The sequence below is a fragment of the Mycobacterium montefiorense genome (genome assembly GCF_025823255.1).
Taxonomy (GTDB): Bacteria; Actinomycetota; Actinomycetes; order Mycobacteriales; family Mycobacteriaceae; genus Mycobacterium; species Mycobacterium montefiorense.
The window spans coordinates 192,653-209,797 of record NZ_JACKVL010000006.1 but is presented as its reverse complement, the minus strand read 5'-3'; the positions used below and the strand labels follow the sequence as shown (position 1 = coordinate 209,797).

The 17,145-nt window shown below is 66.1% G+C and carries 12 protein-coding genes and 3 pseudogenes; 7 read left to right on the top strand and 8 right to left on the bottom strand.

The window, feature by feature from the left end; all coding sequences use genetic code 11:
• Positions 1 to 63: 63 nt before the first annotated feature.
• On the bottom strand, positions 64 to 414 hold the full coding sequence (locus H7K34_RS02820) for a hypothetical protein (RefSeq protein WP_264059698.1): 351 nt from the start codon (positions 412 to 414) through the stop codon (positions 64 to 66).
• 170 nt (positions 415 to 584) lie between these two features.
• Here H7K34_RS02820 and H7K34_RS02815 point away from each other — a divergent pair, with 170 nt between their 5' ends.
• Positions 585 to 920, top strand: a complete 336-nt coding sequence (locus H7K34_RS02815; protein ID WP_264059697.1) for an RNA polymerase-binding protein RbpA — start codon at positions 585 to 587, stop codon at positions 918 to 920.
• A gap of 14 nt (positions 921 to 934) precedes the next feature.
• Here the strand turns inward: H7K34_RS02815 and H7K34_RS26850 are convergent, their stop codons facing one another.
• The 4 genes and pseudogenes from H7K34_RS26850 to H7K34_RS02800 form a co-directional block, all read right to left on the bottom strand.
• Positions 935 to 1,729, bottom strand: a complete 795-nt coding sequence (locus tag H7K34_RS26850; RefSeq protein ID WP_372510673.1) for a polyprenol monophosphomannose synthase — start codon at positions 1,727 to 1,729, stop codon at positions 935 to 937.
• On the bottom strand, positions 1,726 to 3,813 hold the full coding sequence (gene lnt / locus H7K34_RS02810; protein ID WP_372510672.1) for an apolipoprotein N-acyltransferase: 2,088 nt from the start codon (positions 3,811 to 3,813) through the stop codon (positions 1,726 to 1,728). Before lnt ends, H7K34_RS26850 begins: the two co-directional genes overlap by 4 nt.
• Positions 3,809 to 5,410 (bottom strand): annotated as a pseudogene (locus H7K34_RS02805) (amidohydrolase); the annotation flags it as partial. The pseudogene H7K34_RS02805 and the gene lnt, both read right to left, overlap by 5 nt.
• A 34-nt stretch (positions 5,411 to 5,444) precedes the next feature.
• Positions 5,445 to 5,978 carry an FxsA family protein gene (locus H7K34_RS02800; protein WP_264059696.1) on the bottom strand — a complete coding sequence of 178 codons (534 nt, stop codon included), beginning with the start codon at positions 5,976 to 5,978 and terminating at the stop codon, positions 5,445 to 5,447.
• Between the two features lie 73 nt (positions 5,979 to 6,051).
• Between H7K34_RS02800 and H7K34_RS02795 the strand changes: the two genes are divergently transcribed.
• On the top strand, positions 6,052 to 6,744 hold the full coding sequence (locus H7K34_RS02795; RefSeq protein WP_264059694.1) for a dienelactone hydrolase family protein: 693 nt from the start codon (positions 6,052 to 6,054) through the stop codon (positions 6,742 to 6,744).
• Positions 6,745 to 7,069: 325 nt separating this feature from the next.
• Positions 7,070 to 8,459: pseudogene (locus H7K34_RS02790) on the top strand (PPE family protein).
• Between the two features lie 122 nt (positions 8,460 to 8,581).
• Here H7K34_RS02790 and H7K34_RS02785 read toward each other — a convergent pair.
• Both H7K34_RS02785 and H7K34_RS02780 read right to left on the bottom strand, forming a co-directional pair.
• Positions 8,582 to 9,451 (bottom strand): type 1 glutamine amidotransferase domain-containing protein, encoded by an 870-nt coding sequence (locus H7K34_RS02785; RefSeq protein ID WP_264059692.1) that lies wholly within the window; start codon positions 9,449 to 9,451, stop codon positions 8,582 to 8,584.
• Positions 9,452 to 9,473: 22 nt separating this feature from the next.
• Positions 9,474 to 9,869, bottom strand: a complete 396-nt coding sequence (locus H7K34_RS02780; RefSeq protein WP_264059691.1) for a PPOX class F420-dependent oxidoreductase — start codon at positions 9,867 to 9,869, stop codon at positions 9,474 to 9,476.
• Between the two features lie 125 nt (positions 9,870 to 9,994).
• Between H7K34_RS02780 and H7K34_RS02775 the strand changes: the two genes are divergently transcribed.
• From H7K34_RS02775 to H7K34_RS02760, 4 genes and pseudogenes are all read left to right on the top strand, one after another.
• Entirely contained in the window at positions 9,995 to 11,215 is a 1,221-nt protein-coding gene (locus H7K34_RS02775) for a hypothetical protein (RefSeq protein WP_264059690.1), read from the top strand.
• Positions 11,215 to 12,360, top strand: a complete 1,146-nt coding sequence (locus H7K34_RS02770; protein ID WP_264059689.1) for a sulfotransferase family protein — start codon at positions 11,215 to 11,217, stop codon at positions 12,358 to 12,360. The genes H7K34_RS02775 and H7K34_RS02770 overlap by 1 nt, the downstream gene beginning before the upstream one ends.
• A gap of 5 nt (positions 12,361 to 12,365) precedes the next feature.
• Entirely contained in the window at positions 12,366 to 13,016 is a 651-nt protein-coding gene (locus H7K34_RS02765; protein ID WP_264059686.1) for a TetR/AcrR family transcriptional regulator, read from the top strand.
• A 14-nt stretch (positions 13,017 to 13,030) separates the two neighbouring features.
• Positions 13,031 to 13,526 (top strand): annotated as a pseudogene (locus H7K34_RS02760) (SDR family NAD(P)-dependent oxidoreductase).
• An 8-nt stretch (positions 13,527 to 13,534) separates the two neighbouring features.
• Here H7K34_RS02760 and cobN read toward each other — a convergent pair.
• Positions 13,535 to 17,134 (bottom strand): cobaltochelatase subunit CobN, encoded by a 3,600-nt coding sequence (gene cobN / locus H7K34_RS02750; protein ID WP_264059681.1) that lies wholly within the window; start codon positions 17,132 to 17,134, stop codon positions 13,535 to 13,537.
• Positions 17,135 to 17,145 lie beyond the last annotated feature (11 nt).

The following is a 17,145-nucleotide window of genomic DNA, read 5'->3' as shown; positions in this document are numbered from 1 at the left end:
GGGTACCTGGCGGTGGGATTTCCATCGGAGCCGGGCAGTGTGGCGCGGCACCGACTGGCGCGGTCAGACGACCGCTCGACGCCAGCCGTCGGCTGCCTGGGCGGCACGGAGCAGCGTCTCGCACAGTTCGCGCAATTCGGTTGCTTCGGCACCTTCGTCGAGCGCCGTGGCGACGTCCTCCGCTGCGCATCGGACCTGGTAAACGCGATCTGACAGGTCGGACGCGTCGTCAGCCGACAGCACCACAGCATCGGCCGGCAGCGCGGTCGTTTCACCCCGGTTGATCGAAGCCCGCTGCTCGTAGGCCCGCTGCCGGCAAGACTGCCGACAGTATTGACGGCGTCGACCCATCCCGACTTCGGTAACGTCTCGACCGCACCAACGGCATGGCTGTGGGTGGGAACGGCGGCTCACGCCTGCCGACTTTAGTCCGCCCCTCTCTGCGATCCCGGTATCATTGACGGTCGAGTCGCGTACGCCGCGTGTCGACTCGGGAACTACGCAGAACGTCCTAACGTTTGCTATGCGAATAGAATCGCGTCACCGGAGCTAACAGCTCAAATGATTTAAGAGGAGTAGCAGCCATGGCTGATCGTGTGTTGAGGGGCAGTCGCCTCGGAGCCGTGAGCTATGAGACCGACCGTAACCATGACCTGGCGCCGCGTCAGCTCGCGAAGTACCGCAGCGAGAACGGCGAGGAGTTCGAAGTTCCGTTCGCCGACGACGCTGACATTCCCGGCACCTGGCTGTGCCGCAACGGCATGGAAGGCACCCTGATCGAGGGTGACCTGCCCGAGCCGAAGAAGGTCAAGCCGCCGCGCACGCACTGGGACATGCTGCTGGAGCGTCGCACCGTCGAAGAGCTCGAAGAGCTACTCAAGGAGCGCCTCGAACTGATCAGGACGAAACGGCGCGGCTGACCGGCTTCCGGGCGCTACGTCCGGTTGGTAGCGCGGGAAGCCCGGGAGCCGCTCCTACGGCTCTCGACACCCCATTTCGCGACCTTGACCAGCGCCTCGCGAATGTTGGATCCGCTCATTTTGGAGACGCCTAGTTCGCGCTCGGTGAAGGTGATCGGCACTTCGGCGACTATGAACCCGTTGTCCAGCGTGCGACGGGTCAGATCGATCTGGAAGCAATAGCCCTTGGAGTCCACACCGTCGAGATCAATCGCCTCGAGAACCTCGCGGCGATAGGCGCGGTAGCCGGCGGTGATGTCATGGATGTCGATATCGAGCGCCAGTCGCGCGTAGGTGTTGGCCGTCCAGGACAGCGCCCAGCGCCGCTTCGGCCAGTTGCGCACCGCTCCCCCGTCGACGTAGCGCGAACCGATGACCAGATCGGCTCCCGAGTCGACGGCATCCAGCAGACGGCGCAGCTGCTCGGGCGCATGACTGCCGTCGGCGTCCATCTCGACGAGGACCGAGTACTCCCGACTCAAACCCCAGGCGAAACCCGCGAGGTAGGCGGCGCCCAGGCCGTCCTTGGCCGTGCGGTGCATGACATGCGTACGCCCGCCGTCGGCCGCGGCCAACTCGTCGGCAAGCTGACCGGTCCCGTCCGGGCTGCCATCGTCCACGATCAGCACGTGCACATCGGGGCAGGCGTCCGTCAGCCGCCGATGGATCAGCGGCAAGTTCTCCAGCTCGTTGAAGGTCGGAATGATAACCAGGACACGCTGGCTAGGACGATTGCCCGGGGTTCGGGTCGCCTGCTCGCCGGTGGTCATTTATCTCCTCTGTGTCGCCCGAGATAACGCGGTTGTGGCCCGCCCTTTTGGTGAAGCGGAGTGTAGTCACCGGCGGTGTCCGGCGGAGCGTCGTGCGCGGTCGTCGGGGCTTCCTCGTCGGACCGGGGTTCCTCCGCGGCCACCCCGCCGTCCGCCGATTCAGCCGACGGCCTGGACCTGTGCCGAAACGAACGCGGGAAGCTCCTATTGTGCCGTATTCCGGCCAGGATGACCGCTCCGGCCGCCGCAAGCAGAACCCACTGCACGATCGGCGACCATTGGGTTGCCGGCGTCAGCTTCGTCTTAAGGCGCACCTGGATGTCCAGGTAGGCGGGTTGGAAGAAGTCGGTGCGCACCAGCTCACCGCCGTCGGGCGCGATCACCGCACTGATCCCGGTCGTGCCGGCGACCACGACGTATCGGTCGTGCTCGACCGCCCGCACCTTGGCGAACGCCAGCTGTTGCTCGCTCATGCGCTTGTTGAAGGTGGCGTTGTTGGCGGGCACCGCGAGCAGCTGGGCGCCGTTGAGGACGGCCTTTCGCGGCACCCGGTCGAAGATGACCTCCCAGCAGGTGGCGACGCCGACCGGTACTCCGCCGATGTGCACGACGTCGCTGCCTTTACCGGGGACGAAATTGCCGGCCAGGCCGGCATAGCCCGACAGCTGTTTGAAAAGCCACGGCATGGGCAGGTATTCGCCGAATGGCTGGACGATCTCCTTGTCGTGGCGGTCGGCCGGCCCGGAGACCGGATTCCACACGATTGCGGTATTGGTGTATTCGACGGGCTCTTTGTCGCGGCCAGGCACCGCGAGGACCGAGCCGATCAGGATCGGCGCGTTGATCGCGTGCGCTGCCTCCGCGATCCGTTGGGCGGCGTCGGCGTTGACGAAGGGATCGATGTCGGAGGAGTCCTCCGGCCAGATGACGAACTGAGGTTGCGGGGCCGCCCCGGCCCGCACGTCCTCGGCCAACCGCAGCGTCTCGGCGACGTGGTTGTCCAGTACCGCTCGACGTTGCTCGTTGAAGCCGAGACCGAGCCGGGGCACATTGCCTTGTACGGCCGCAACAGTCACCGTCGGGTCGCCACCGGAACCGGCACCGGAATGCCGCACCTGCGGCCAGGCAATGACCGCGGCGAACAGCACCAGACAGATGCAGACACCGGGAAGCACTACAGCGGGCGGCGGTGGTGCGGCATCCTCGGCTGCCTCGGCCGGAGCGGCGGCACCCACCCGGCTACCGGTGCGCCACCACTTGGCGATCTCCAGCGCAATGGCGGTCGCGCTGAAACCCAGCAGCATGACGCCCACTGACAGCAGCGCCACCCCGCCGAGCTGGACCAACGGCAGCAGAGGCCCTTCAGCCTGGCCGTAAGCCACCGCACCCCACGGAAAACCGCCGAACGGGAAGACCGACTTCAGCCACTCCTGGCCTGCCCACACCAATGCGAACCAGATGGGCCAGCCGGGCAGTCGGCGCACCACGATCGCGAAAAAACCGAATAGGCCGGGGAACAGCGCGCACATCGTGCCCAGCGCGAGCCACGGTACGGCGCCCACCAGCAGGCTGATCCACGGCAGCAGTGGCAGGTAGAACGCCAGCCCGAATAGGAATCCGTAGCCGAAGCCACCGGCCAGTGTCGTGGCGGGATGTTTGAGCACCCCCGCCAGCAGCGCGGCGGCGACGACGGCGGCCCACCACCAGTTCACCGAGGGGAAGCTGGCACACAGCAGCAGTCCGCCGGCGATCGTGGCCACCAACCGCGACAGCCGGGGCAGCATCGCCGCCCCGATCGCGGGGAGCCGCGCGATCGCCCCGGTGCCCAGACTCGCTATCGCGTGGCCTGACGCGGCGGCCAGCCGTGCGGCCAAGCCCGGCCCGTCGGGCTCGCTCGCGGTGTGGTCTTCGGCCGCATGCGATCCCGAGACGTCTTCTTCCACCGGCTCGGCCTCGACCTCGTCCTCGAGCGCGTCCGCGTCGACGGTGTCTGGCGCCTCGGCGTCTTCGGGAGTCTCCTGCACCGGGTCGCATTCGCTGGCCTCGGCGGGCCGCCTGTCTCGGCCGAACCACTGCCAAGCCATGGATCACTGCACCTCGGTGGACGGTGCGCCGGCACCGCGGCAAGTCGTCGGTCGGACCCACCCGGGGCAACGCGGGCACCCGGGAACGCGGGTCGGTGGACCACCGCTGGACGCTGTCGTCGGGAGCGTGGACATCGAGGTCGCCGGCGTCCCACACGGCGTAGGAGGCGGGAGCGCCGGGCACCAGGGCGCCCATGTTCTCGTCTCGGACACCGCAGGCGCGCCAGCCGCCGCGGGTCGCACCGGCGAACGCAGCCCGCGCCGACACCCCACTGCCCGGAGTGCGGTGATGGACCGCGGCGCGCACGCTCTCCCACGGATTAAACCCCGTCACCGGGGCGTCGGAACCTAGCGCGAGGGGCACGCCTTGGGATGCTAACAGCGCCAGCGGGTTGAGCCGGCTGCCTCGTTGGGCGCCGAGTCGGTCGGCGTACATGCCGTCGCGACCACCCCAGAGCGCATCAAAGTTGGGCTGCACGCTGGCGATGATGCCCCACGCGCCCAGCTTGGCGGCTTGATCGGCGGTCACCATCTCGAGGTGTTCCAGCCGGTGCCCGCAGCGGGCGACCGCGACCACCCCGAGATCAGCGACCACGCGTTCGAACGCGTCCACCGCAGCCGAGACCGCGGCGTCGCCGATGACATGAAACCCGGCCGTCACCTGCGCCTGGCTGCAGGCTCGTACGTGCGCTTCGACGATGTCGGCGTCGAGATAGCAGGTGCCGCAGCGGTCCGGCGCATCGGTGTAGGGCTCGTGCAGCCAGGCGGTGTGCGATCCGAGGGCACCGTCGATGAACAGGTCACCGGCCAGCCCGCGCGCCCCCGTCTCGATCATCAGGGCGCGAGCCTGTTCGGCGGTGGTCACTGCTTCACCCCAGTAGCCGATCACTTCGACGCCGTGATCGAGGGCACGCAGCTGCAGCCAATCGTCGAGGCCGCCGATCTCGGGACCGGCGCATTCGTGTACCGCGACGATGCCGGCCGCGGCGGCGGCCCCAAGCGCGGCGGATCTGGCTTCAGCCAGCTGTGCGGCGGTGAGCAGGCCGCGAGCGACGGCCCGGACCAGGTGGTGTGCGTCGCCGGTGACCGGCCGATCCGCAGCGAAACCGCGTGCCGACGCGAGGTCGGGAACCAGCCTGCGCAGCCCGGTCGAGGCCAGTGCGGAGTGAACGTCGACGCGCGCCAGGTAGGCCGGCCGGTCGCCGAGCATCGCGTCGAGGTCGGCGGTGGACGGCGGGCTGTTCTCGGGCCACGACGACTCATCCCACCCGTGCCCCCAGATGGCCTGGCCGGGGTGGGCGGCGGCGTAGTCGGCGACCATTTGCACGCACTGTGACCGCGAGGTGGCCCCGCGTAAGTCCAGGCCGCTCAGCGTGAGGCCGGTCGCCGTCACATGGATGTGGCTGTCCACGAATCCCGGGGCCACGAAACCACCGTCGAGGTCTATCACCTCGGCCTCCGGAAACTGCTTGCGTCCGACGTCATCGCTGCCGAGCCACGCGACGACCTCACCGCGCACCGCCATGGCGGTCGCGTCGGGATGGGTGGGGCTGTGCACCCGGCCATTCAGCAGCAGCGTTGTGGGAATCGGGCTCACACCGCAAAACTACGTGGAGCAGCGCCGAGGGCAATCAGTTCGGGCCCGCGGCGTAACGGGGCCCGCCCCAGTGGTCGTCCTGCGACAGCACGGGCGGCTCGACATCATGTACATCGACGACCTCGCCGTCGATGTAGTCACGGCCATCGCCCGCGGAGGTGGGACGGGAGTCGGCGAAGGTCGTCGTGTAGCTGACCAGCGATGCGCGGCGGTGCAGACTCCGCAGTGCGATCCCGGTCAATCCCGGACCCGCGGCGGCACGCACCGGCGGAAGCAGCAGCAACGCACCCAAAACCGTGGTGACCAATCCGGGAACCAGGACAAGCCCCGTCGCCACGGTGACCAGCGCGCCGTCACCCAGCGTGCTGCGCGGTTCTTTGAGACCGGAGCGCATCTGCCCGATGTCGCGAATCAGCTGCGACCCCGCCATCGGGGCCAGCAGGCCCCATCCGAGGATGAAGGTGCCCAGCAGAGCCAGCAGGGTCCAGCCCCAGCCCACCGCCCATAGCAGCGCGAAGATCGCCGCCAACTCGACGACCGCGTACACGAGTAACAACCGGCTCACCATGCGATGTCAACGTCGGCGAGTTGCTCCCCAGTTCCCCTAGTGATCGGGATCGCGGCTGCAGTTAGATGACGATATGACCACGATTGAGATCGACACCCCGGACGGACCGATCGATGCACTGCTGAGCCTTCCGCCCGGCGCAGGCCCCTGGCCGGGTGTGGTGGTGATCCACGACGCCTTCGGCTATGGCCGGGACAAGCAGCAGGTCAACGACCGCATCGCGCAGGCAGGCTATGCGGCGCTGACTCCGAACATGTATGCGCGGGGCGGGCGCATGCGTTGCATCACCCGAGTCATGCGTGAGCTGATGACACAGCGTGGCCGTGCTCTCGACGACATTCTTGCTGCGCGCGATCACTTGCTGGGCAGGCCGGACTGTTCCGGAAACGTGGGGATCGCCGGCTTCTGCATGGGCGGACAATTTGCACTCATTATGTCGCCCAAAGGTTTTGGAGCCTCCGCTCCGTTCTACGGCGCTCCCCTGCCGCGCCACTTGAACGAGACGCTGGAGGGGGCGTGCCCGATCGTGGCGAGCTTCGGCGCGCGCGACCCGCTGGGCAAGGGCGCACCCGAGAAGTTGCGCGAAGTGATTGCGGCCAAGCAGATCACCAATGACGTCAAGGTCTATCCGGGCGTCGGGCACAGCTTCGCGAATGCCCTTCCCGCCCAACCACTGCTTCGCATCGCGGGTTTTGGTTACGACGACGCCGCGACCGAGGACGCCTGGAGCCGCGTCTTCTCGTTCTTCGGTGAGCACATGCGCTAGGAAGCGACAACGCGGGGGCCTTACCCAGAGTTCTTATACGTCGCAGCGACGCCCGATGTCTTGAGCGCAAAGATGTCAACGTTCGAGCCGACCGCTGCTTGCCCTCAAAATGAGTGGTCGCAGCGCCTATTGCAGCGATGAGTGTGACGGCGGACTGTGCCGGCGCAAATGGTGACATAGTCGATAGTTGCCTATAGAAATATTCGCTGCTTACAATAGCGCCATGTTGCTATGTTTTTTGGGCCGCCCCGCGGCGCCCGCGATTGAGACGTCACTCGATGCGATCACCGACGCGTGGCGCGCGGTTTAGTTACACCGTCTAGCAATGGATTTCGGAATGTTGCCACCGGAGGTTAACTCCGGTCGGATGTATGCCGGCCCCGGTGCGGGCCCGATGCTGGCCGCCGCAGCGGGCTGGGATGGATTAGCTGCCCAGCTGCACTCCGCGGCGGCGTCTTACGAGTCGACAGTCTCTAACTTGACGAGCGCATGGCTTGGTCCATCGTCGGCCATGATGGCAGCCGCCATCACGCCTTACATGGCGTGGATGACCGCGGCAGCCGCGCAATCCGAGCAAACCGCTAACCAGGCAAGGGCGGCGGCAGCCGCCTACGAGGCCGCGTTCGTCGCAACGGTGCCGCCGCCAGTTGTTGCCGCCAACCGTGCACAGTTGACGGCCCTGATCGCGACCAACATTTTCGGGCAAAACACCCCGGCGATCATGGCCACCAATGCCCAGTACACCGAGATGTGGGCCCAAGACGCCGCCGCAATGTACGGCTATGCCGGTTCCTCGGCGACCGCCGCGCAGGTAACGCCATTCAGCCAGCCGCCGCGAACCACCAACCCCGCCGGGACAGCCGACCAGTCCGCTGCGCTCGCCCAAGCCACCGGCACAGCGCCGGCGAACGCGCAATCGACGTTGTCACAGGCGATGTCCGGCGACTCCGCAAGCGCTGCAGAGCCTCGCAGCGCCCGCGGCGGCTACCCCGACGTCGTCGCTATCGTCATTGTCGACTTCGTTGAGCGCCCTGAATTCGTCCCCTTTGGCGATGCTCGCCGCAAACATCGAGTTCGTCACCAAAAGTATCCGCCCGTTCAACGACACAGCGCTCAGTCTGGCCATGGGCTTGGTGATAACGGCACGGCACACCAACGATGTTGCAACAACACTCAGCAACGAGGCCGGATTGCTGGCCACGGGGCTTGGTTCGGGCACGCAGGCATTGGGAACCGCGGGCGGGGCTGCGGTATCGGCGAGTGTCGGCAGCGCGGGTTTGGCAGGAGCCCTATCGGTCCCGCCGAGCTGGGCCGCGGCCACTCCAGTCATCAGACTGGCCGCCAGCGTCTTGCAGGGCACCAGCACGGTTGCCACACCAGTGGTCATGGATACCGCGGGAGGACTCTATGGCCAGATGGCCCTGGCAAGCCTGGCCGGAGGCGCCCTGGGCGGTGCAGGTCCCCGCGCGATAGCCGGAGCGACCCGTCGAGTGGGCGGTTCCCCGCCGGGCAAGGAGAGCAAGACCGCGGACAAACTCAAGCGTGTCCTCGCCGAACTATCGCAGCAGCCTGAGTCAGTGCAGCACTGGCACACTGACGACGCGCACCTTGAGGGTGTTTTGGAGCAGCTGTCCAAGAAGCCGGGCGTCCACGCAGTGCACTTGTCTTCGAACGACAAGTCCAATCACAGGCGAGCTAAGCCCACGTGGGGATAGCCCAAGGAATTGGGTAATCATCTTTATTCGCAACACATCCGGAGCTTGTCGCCGCGGCGCGCGAAGTAGCCTCGCCCACCTGTCTTCGCATTCTTCGGCGAGCCGCTACGAGGGGTCGAATCCTACTGCGGTCCTGCATATTTCAGCTTCTCCGACACGAAGCCGGCGAAGGTGTGCGTGTCACCGGGCCAGCGCGCCGAGACGTAGTTGCCGTCGTCGACGACGAATGCGGGCCGTGAGTCGGTCGCTGTGTCTCGCGCCATCCCGGAGGACTTGAGGCGCCAGTGCGGCGTGCCGCGCGCGACATCGCAGAAATCCGTCGGTTGTTCAAGCGCCCGAGTGACTTCCGACTGCACCGACATATAGCCGCCGGGCTCGCCGGGCTGCTCGGTGTAGGTCCGGTAGTAGTCGCGATCCCAGAATCGGGTGATTCGGGTGAGCCGCCAGGCCAGGCGCTCCATGGCCCAGGTGAGCGACGTCGTCTTGCGTCCGTAGAGCACCGAGCGTCCGGTTCCTGGATCGACGCTGCGCGCGGCCAGCAGCACACCGTGACAAATCGCGCCGACGATGATTTCGCGGGCAAACGCGTCGATCACCAGGCGCTGCAGGATCTTGCTGTCGATGTAGCTGCGCATTCCGCGGGCGCGATGACCGCCTGGCAGCAGTAGCGCATCTGCGCCGTCCAGCGTGGCTTGACTCCAGCTGACGGGATACTGATACTCCTGCGAACTGACCATGGCGGCGTAAGCGTCGCGGCCATTCTTGTTGGCGCGCAACACCATTCCGATAAGCGACACAGAGCCCAATATCGGCAGTGCAGACCAGAAGTCCAGGCCACGACCGGTCACCATGATGTCGTCGGCCGTGCCGGGGGTGCCGCTTTCGGTCGTAAAGATCACGCGGTGACCGTGGTCGGTCAATACCCGCCAGCTGACCGCGACCTCGGTCGGGTCGAAGTCACGGTCGGGAATCGGAATCAGCACCGTACTCATCAAGCGCCCTCCCGGCCAAGCTCTAGCCTTGCGCCACTCGGAGTTCGAGGCCGATGTTGTTTTCCATGCCGCCGCGCAGCTTGCTGAAGAAGTTGAAGACCGTGCCCACGATGCCGTAGCGCTTACCGATCGCGTCGTAGACGGCGCCCGTGTCGGACTTGGCAAGCAGGGCCGCGGTGCCCTCGACCGCCTCGCTCGTCGGGCGACCGCGCATGGTGCAAGTCGCCATCGTGACGCGGGGCGTATTGCGAATCCGCTTGACCTTCCAGGAGGTTTCCTGGGTGATCACCAGCAGCCGGTCGCCGCGCTCGGTATCCACGGCCGTCCAGATTGGGGTCGGCTTGGCTCGGCCGTCCTTGGTGAAGGTGGTCAGCAGGATGTATTGCGCCTTGGCGAGGTCGGCGAAGGTGGGCGTCACGGTCTCAACCTACTACTCGCGGACGTTGACATTCACTGCAATCGGCTGCATAGTCGGGTTGTGTTAAATGAAAACATCGTTTTCGTTTAACGCAACCTGCAGCTGCGACCGGAACGGGGAGACGCATGGGCGATCCGAAGAACCCGATGGCCTGGCTACCGTTCTCGATCGCCGAAGCAGCGCTGACGGGATCTGGCGACGACGCGGACCTTTCCCAGGCATGGTCGTACTTGCAGGAACGGCTGCGTGACGCAGCGCAGCTCGTCGGATCGGACCCGGCTAACCGAAATCACATCGATCTCGCCGCGGGCATGCGGCATCTGTTGGTGCTACTCACCGCGGGGATCGATGAGGTGCTGCGGTTCGACATCGATCCAATCCTGTGTGTTCAGGCCACCAGCACCGACGACCTCGTGACGTGGGGAATGGAGTGTCCAGACTGCATTTACACCCGTGCCGTACTGCGCGGCGGGGAAAGTTACCGGCTGTTCGGCAATCGAGGCACCGCACGCTACGTCGGGTTGCAGACGATGAACGGCATCGCCTCAACGGCAAACGAACTGGTCGACGAGCTCGAGGTGGATGCCGACGGGAATTTCGAGGTAATGCTGTCGTCCTCCGAGCAGGCTGGCAATTGGATGCGGCTGGAAGGCGATCACCCGACGTTGACGGTGCGCCACTTCTTCTACGATTGGGACACCGAAGTGGCATCGTCGCTGCGCGTTGAGCGGCTCGGCGATGCGGCTGGCACGCAAGGCCGTTCGATCGATCCAGCCGTGGCAATGTCGCGGCAGTTGGTCGCTCTTGGCGACTTTGTCCAGGACAATCTGGCGTTTTTTCTGCAATTCGGCGCCGCGGCGCCGACGAACGGGTTCCTGCCGCCGATCGACCGCACCGATATAGGTGCGGCCGCGGAGAACCGGCCGCTGATCGGTCGGTGGGAGCTACGTCCCGGCGAGGCGCTGATCGTGGAATCCGAACCGCCCGAAGGGATTTACTGGAGCTTCTCGATCGGCAACCCGTGGTGGGAAACCATTCATTACGGGCGCCATCAGTCCAGCCTCAATGCCCATCAGGCGGTGGTGGATTCCGACGGCCTGGTGCGAGTGGTGGTGTGCGCGCAGGACCCCGGCGTCGCGAATTGGCTTGACACCGCGGGCTTCAGCAATGGGCCCATCATCCTGCGCTGTGTGCGAACGAAAACGGCGCCGACCCCGTCGACGCGCGTCGTGCCATTCGACAAGGTTCATGCCCAGCTGCCCTCGGACACCGCGACGGTCACCGCCGAGCAGCGGGCGGCTGTCATTGCGGCGCGCCGCAACGCCGTACGCGAAAGGTTCGCCTGATGTCGTTCAATGCCGACGAATTGGAGAGCGGCGCCAGTGCGGCAACCGGTCTCGACGACTTCGGGTCCTCGTACTACCGCGAGGGACTCGATCGCATCGTCGAAGCGCTGAACACCGAGGCGGATCTCAACGAGATCGGCCAGGTCATCCAGCACGCGACCATCAGCAATGCGCTGATTCAGCGCCTCAAGATCGAGGACGCCTACCGACAGCATCCCGAGATCGACCACGAGGAGGTCGGCGGCCCCGTCTTCGTGATCGGGCTACCCCGCACAGGCACCACGGCATTGAGCCAACTCGTGGCCGCCGATCCGCAATTCCGCTCGCTGCGGATGTGGGAATCCCAAGCCCCAACACCGCCGCCGGAGGCCGCCACCCAACACACCGACCCGCGGATCGACCAGGCTGAAGCGGGCCTGAAGATGCTCGACGACATGTTCCCGTTGATGAAGACAATGCACAACTCCGAAGCGACGGCCGCGACTGAATGCCAGGATCTGATGGGAATGAGCTTCCGCACCTTTCACTTTGACGGCGCCGTTCGTGCCCCCGGATATCTGGCGTGGCTGATGGACTGCGACATGCGCGAGACGTACACCTTTCACCGACGGGTCCTGCGGCTGTTGCAATGGCACTGCCCGCCGACGCTCTGGCATCTGAAGACCCCGGTGCACATGTTCGCCCTCGATGCGCTCGTCGAGGCCTACCCGAACGCTAGATTCCTGTGGAGCCATCGTGATCCGGCCAAGGTAATGGGCTCGGTGTGCAGCCTCATCCAGTATGTCCGCAGCTGGAGCAGCGACCGCAACGATCCCAACGAGCTGGGCACCGAGCAGGTCGACAGTTGGGTCGAAGCCGTCCGGCGGGCCATGGATTTCCGTGCCCGGATGGGCGACGACCGCTTCGCTGACGTCTCCTTCGCCGACTTGCAATCCGATCCGGTGCGGACGGTGCAAGCCGGCTACAAGCACCTGGGCCTGAGCTTCACCGAGGCCACCTCGGACGCGGTGAAGCAGTGGGCCGAAGGACACAAACCCGGCTCGCGTGGTGCACACGACTACGACCTGGCCGAGTACGGTCTGACATCGGAAGGGGTCCGTGAGCGGTTCGCGGACTACCTCGCCGCCTATCAGGCAACCGCCTGACTCCCATGAGTGCTCCTCGGACGCGGCGACGCGAAAAACTCGAACCCGATCCGGCAGTCCGCAGCGAGATCCTGGCGGCCGCATCAACCACCCTGCGCGAGCAGGGAGTTCGTGGACTCAGCATTGCCGCGGTGCTGGACCGCGCCAAGTTGAGCACCCGCGCCTTCTACCGGCATTTCGACTCCAAGGATGAATTGGTTGCCGCGGTCTTCATGGAGACCGCGCGCACCGAAAGGCGCCGTCTGCAGCGCCGAATGGCCATTGCCGCAACGGAGATCGAGGCCGTGGCAGCGTGGATCGACGGGCGACTCGACTTGGCGTTCGACGACAGTGTCAAGTCTGATTTGCGGCGGCTCTCGCTGGAAGCTCAATCGCAGACATTCGCCTCCCCCGGTCTGATTCAGCCCGCGTACGCCGAAATGCTCAAACCGCTCAGCGAAGCGCTACAGCGCGGCCTGAAGCGCGGAGTGTTCCACCGCATCGACCCAGTGACCGACGCGGAGTTCATCCAGGGTGTGGTGTGGGCGAGCACCAACCGGCAGTGGCGGGCCGGCGATTGCGATCGCGTTGAAGTGCGCGAAGACGCGCTCCGATTCTGTCTGCGCGCGTTGGGCGTGACACCCGAAGCGATCGATCAGATCTGCTCAAACGACTGACCAAGGGAGTATCCATGGACCTGGGTTTCGCCGGCTCGACAGCGGTGGTCACCGGTGGGAGCAAAGGGATGGGACTGGCCATCGCCGAAACCCTTGCGGCCGAAGGGGCCAGCGTGGCGGTGATGGCTCGGAACCGAGAAGCGCTCGACGCCGCGGTGAGCTCGCTGCTGAAGGCGGGTGCTCCTGACGCGATGGGGATCAGCGTCGATATGGGCGACCCGAAGTCGATCGCCGACGGCTTCGCGGCACTCGCCGAGCGCTGGGGTCGAATCAACAGCTTGGTCCACACGATTGGACCTCAAAGACATCCTGGCCGCCGACGGCCTCGACGCCACCGACCCGCACGATGTCATGACCTGGATCGACAACAACTTTCATCAGCCCTGTGACCTCGGTCGCGCCGGGCTTCCCGAAGAGATCGCGTCGATGACCGCATACCTGGCGTCCCGCCGAAACGGCTACGTCACCGGTGCCACCGTCAATGTGGACGGCGGGTCCGACTTCATCTGAGGGGTTGGTCAGCCCTCCAGGTCGCCTTCGGTTTCCAGCAGCGCCTGCCGTAACCCGTCCAGGGTTTCGGGTTGCGGCTCGGCCCACATGCCGCGACCGGCCGCCTCCAGCAGTCGTTCGGCCATGCCGTGCAACGCCCACGGATTGGATTCCGTCATGAACTTCCGGTTCTCCGGATCCAGCACGTAGCGGTCGGTGAGCTGCTCGTACATCCAGTCGGCCATCACCCCCGCGGTGGCGTCGTAGCCGAAGAGGTAGTCGACGGTGGCGGCCATCTCGAATGCGCCCTTGTAACCGTGCCGGCGCATCGCGGCCATCCAGCGCGGATTGACCACCCGGGCGCGGAACACCCGCGTGGTCTCCTCGGACAGCGTGCGGGTGCGGATCGCGTCGGGTCGGGTGTTGTCACCGATATAGGCGGCCGGCGCCTTGCCGGTCAGCGCTCGTACCGTGGCCACCATGCCGCCGTGGTATTGGAAGTAGTCGTCGGAGTCGGCGATATCATGTTCGCGGGTGTCGGTGTTCTTGGCCGCCACGGCAATTCGGCGGTACTGCCGGTTCATGTCGTCGACGGCCTCGCGGCCGTCCAGGTCGCGCCCGTAGGCGAATCCGCCCCAGGCGGTGTACACCTGGGCAAGGTCGGCGTCGTCGCGCCAGTTCCGGCTGTCGATCAGCTGCAGCAGCCCGGCGCCATAGGTGCCCGGCTTGGATCCGAAAATCCGTGTGGTTGCCCGCCGTTGATCGCCGTGCTGGGCCAGGTCGGCCTGCGCGTGGGCGCGGACGAAGTTGGCATCGGCGGGCTCGTCGAGTTCGACGACCAATCGCACCGCGTCGTCGAGCATCGTGACGACGTGCGGGAACGCGTCGCGGAAGAATCCGGAGATCCGGACGGTGACGTCGATCCGTGGGCGTTGGAGCTCGGCCAGCGGAATCGGCGTCAGGCCGACGACGCGGCGTGATGCGTCGTCCCACACGGGCCGAACGCCGAGCAGCGCAAGAACTTCGGCGATATCGTCGCCGGCGGTGCGCATCGCCGAGGTGCCCCACACCGACAGCCCCACCGATTGCGGCCATTCACCGTGGTCGCTGCGGTACCGGTCCAACAGTGAATCGGCAAGCGCGACACCAGCTTCCCAGGCCAGTCGGGAAGGTATCGCCTTGGGATCGACGGAGTAGAAATTGCGGCCGGTGGGCAGCACGTTAACCAGGCCGCGCAGCGGCGACCCCGATGGGCCCGCCGGGATGAACCGGCCGTCCAGCGCCCGGAGCACCTGGTCGATTTCGGCGGCGGTACCGGCCAGCCGCGGTACCACTTCGGTGGCCGCGAACCGCAGCACCGCGGCAACATCGGCATTGTCGGTGATCGTGTCGGCGGCGTCGGGGTCCCAGCCGGTGTCCTGCAGCGACGCGACCAGCCCGCGGGCAATGGCCTCGGTTTGATCGACCTTGGTCCGCTCGTCGGTGCCGTCTTCGGCCAGGCCGAGCGCTTGTCGCAATCCCGGCAGGGCATGCTCACCGGCGAATAGCTGCCGGGCCCGCAGGATGGCCAGCACTAGGTCGAGTTCCGTCTCCCCCGTTGGCTTCTGGCCGAGGATGTGCAGGCCGTCGCGGATCTGGACGTCTTTGATTTCGCAGAGCCAGCCGTCGACGTGCAGGATCATGTCGTCGAACGAGTCTTCTTCGGGCCGTTCGGTCAAGCCGAGGTCGTGGTCCATCTTGGCGGCCCGGATCAGCGTCCAGATCTGCTGACGGATGGCGGGCAGCTTGCCAGGGTCCAGGGCGGCGACGTTGGCGTACTCATCGAGCAGCTGCTCCAAACGCGCGATGTCGCCGTAGCTTTCGGCGCGGGCCATCGGCGGGATGAGATGGTCGACGAGCACCGCGTGCGCCCGTCTCTTGGCCTGGGTGCCCTCGCCGGGATCGTTGACCAAAAACGGGTAGATCAGCGGCAGGTTGCCCAGCGCGGCGTCGGATCCGCAGGCCGCCGACATGCCCAGCGTCTTTCCCGGAAGCCACTCCAGATTTCCGTGCTTGCCCAGGTGCACCACCGCGTGCGACCCGAATCCGGTGTCCAGCCAGTGGTAGGCGGCCAGGTAGTGATGGCTGGGCGGCAGGTCCGGATCGTGGTAGATGGCGACCGGATTCTCGCCGAAGCCGCGGGGCGGCTGCACCAGAAGCACCAGATTTTCGGATTGCATTGCGGCCACGACTATCTCGCCGTCGGGGTCTTTTGTGCGATCGACGAAAAGCTCTCCGGGTGCGGGGCCCCAGTGGGTTTCGACGGCGTCACGGAATTCTTCGGGCAGTGTGGCGAACCAGGCGCGGTAATTTCGGGCAGACACCCTGATCGGGTTGCCCGCCAGTTGCTCTTCGGTGAGCCAGTCGGGGTCCTGCCCGCCGCGTTCGATCAGTGCATGAATAAGGGCGTCACCGTCGTTGGCCTCGACCCCGGGAAGATCGCCCACCCGATAGCCGTGGTCGCGCATCGCCCGCAGCAGCGCCACCGCGCTCGCTGGAGTGTCCAATCCGACGGCGTTGCCGATGCGGGCGTGCTTGGTGGGATACGCCGAAAACACCAGGGCCACCCGCTTGTCGGCAGGGGCGACGTGCCGCAGTTGCGCGTGCCGGATAGCCAGGCCCGCGACCCGTGCGCAGCGCTCCGGGTCGGCGACATACGAGATCAGCCCGTCGTCGTCGATCTCTTTGAACGAGAACGGGACGGTGATGATGCGCCCGTCGAACTCGGGGACCGCGACCTGACTGGCGACGTCCAGTGGGGACAGGCCGTCGTCATTTTCACGCCACTGATCGCGCGGGCTCGTCAGGCACAGACCTTGCAGAATCGGAATATCCAGGGCCGCAAGATGTTCGACGTTCCAGCTATCGTCGTCGCCGCCAGCCGACACGGTCGCGGGCTTCAGTCCCCCGGCGGCCAGCACAGTAACCACCATGGCGTCGGCGTCGCCGAGCCGTTGCAGCAGTTCGGGTTCGGCGGTGCGCAACGACGCGCAATAGACCGGCAGCGCTCGGCCACCCGCGTCTTCAATGGCCGCGCACAGCGATTCGATGTACCCGGTGTTGCCGGCCAGGTGTTGCGCGCGGTAGTACAGCACCGCGATTGTCGGGCCGTCGGTGTGCTGCGACTGCACCCGCTCCAGTTCACCCCAGGTCGGGGTCACCACTGGCTCGGTGAAGCCGACGCCGGTCATCAGCACCGTGTCGGACAGGAAGGCGTGCAACTGGCGCAGGTTCTCCACGCCGCCGTGCGCCAGGTAAATGTGGGCCTGCACCGCGATACCGGCGGCCAGCGTGGACAGACCCGTCAACTCGGCGTCGGCGGCCTGCTCGCCGCTGACCAGCACCGTCGGAATGCCGCTTGCGATCACCGTGTCGATGCCGCTTTGCCAGGCGCGGTAACCGCCCAGGATCCGCACCACCACGATCGCCGCGTCGGCCAACAGCTCCGGCAACCCCCCGCAAGCGTCAGGTGCCCCCACCTCGTCGGACAACCGCGCGGGGTTGGCCCATCGATAGTTTTTGCCGCTGGAACGGGCACCGATCAGGTCGGTGTCGGATGTCGACAGCAACAGGATGGTCGGCTCAGCCACCCCTCATTCGT

Coding starts and splice junctions, on each gene's coding strand:
- H7K34_RS02795 (WP_264059694.1), top strand. CDS start 6,052: ATGACCACGATTGAGATCGACACCCCGGACGGACCGATCGATGCACTG.
- H7K34_RS02770 (WP_264059689.1), top strand. CDS start 11,215: ATGTCGTTCAATGCCGACGAATTGGAGAGCGGCGCCAGTGCGGCAACC.
- H7K34_RS02775 (WP_264059690.1), top strand. CDS start 9,995: ATGGGCGATCCGAAGAACCCGATGGCCTGGCTACCGTTCTCGATCGCC.
- H7K34_RS02785 (WP_264059692.1), bottom strand. CDS start 9,451: ATGAGTACGGTGCTGATTCCGATTCCCGACCGTGACTTCGACCCGACC.
- H7K34_RS02815 (WP_264059697.1), top strand. CDS start 585: ATGGCTGATCGTGTGTTGAGGGGCAGTCGCCTCGGAGCCGTGAGCTAT.
- H7K34_RS26850 (WP_372510673.1), bottom strand. CDS start 1,729: ATGACCACCGGCGAGCAGGCGACCCGAACCCCGGGCAATCGTCCTAGC.
- lnt (WP_372510672.1), bottom strand. CDS start 3,813: ATGGCTTGGCAGTGGTTCGGCCGAGACAGGCGGCCCGCCGAGGCCAGC.
- H7K34_RS02765 (WP_264059686.1), top strand. CDS start 12,366: ATGAGTGCTCCTCGGACGCGGCGACGCGAAAAACTCGAACCCGATCCG.
- H7K34_RS02800 (WP_264059696.1), bottom strand. CDS start 5,978: ATGGTGAGCCGGTTGTTACTCGTGTACGCGGTCGTCGAGTTGGCGGCG.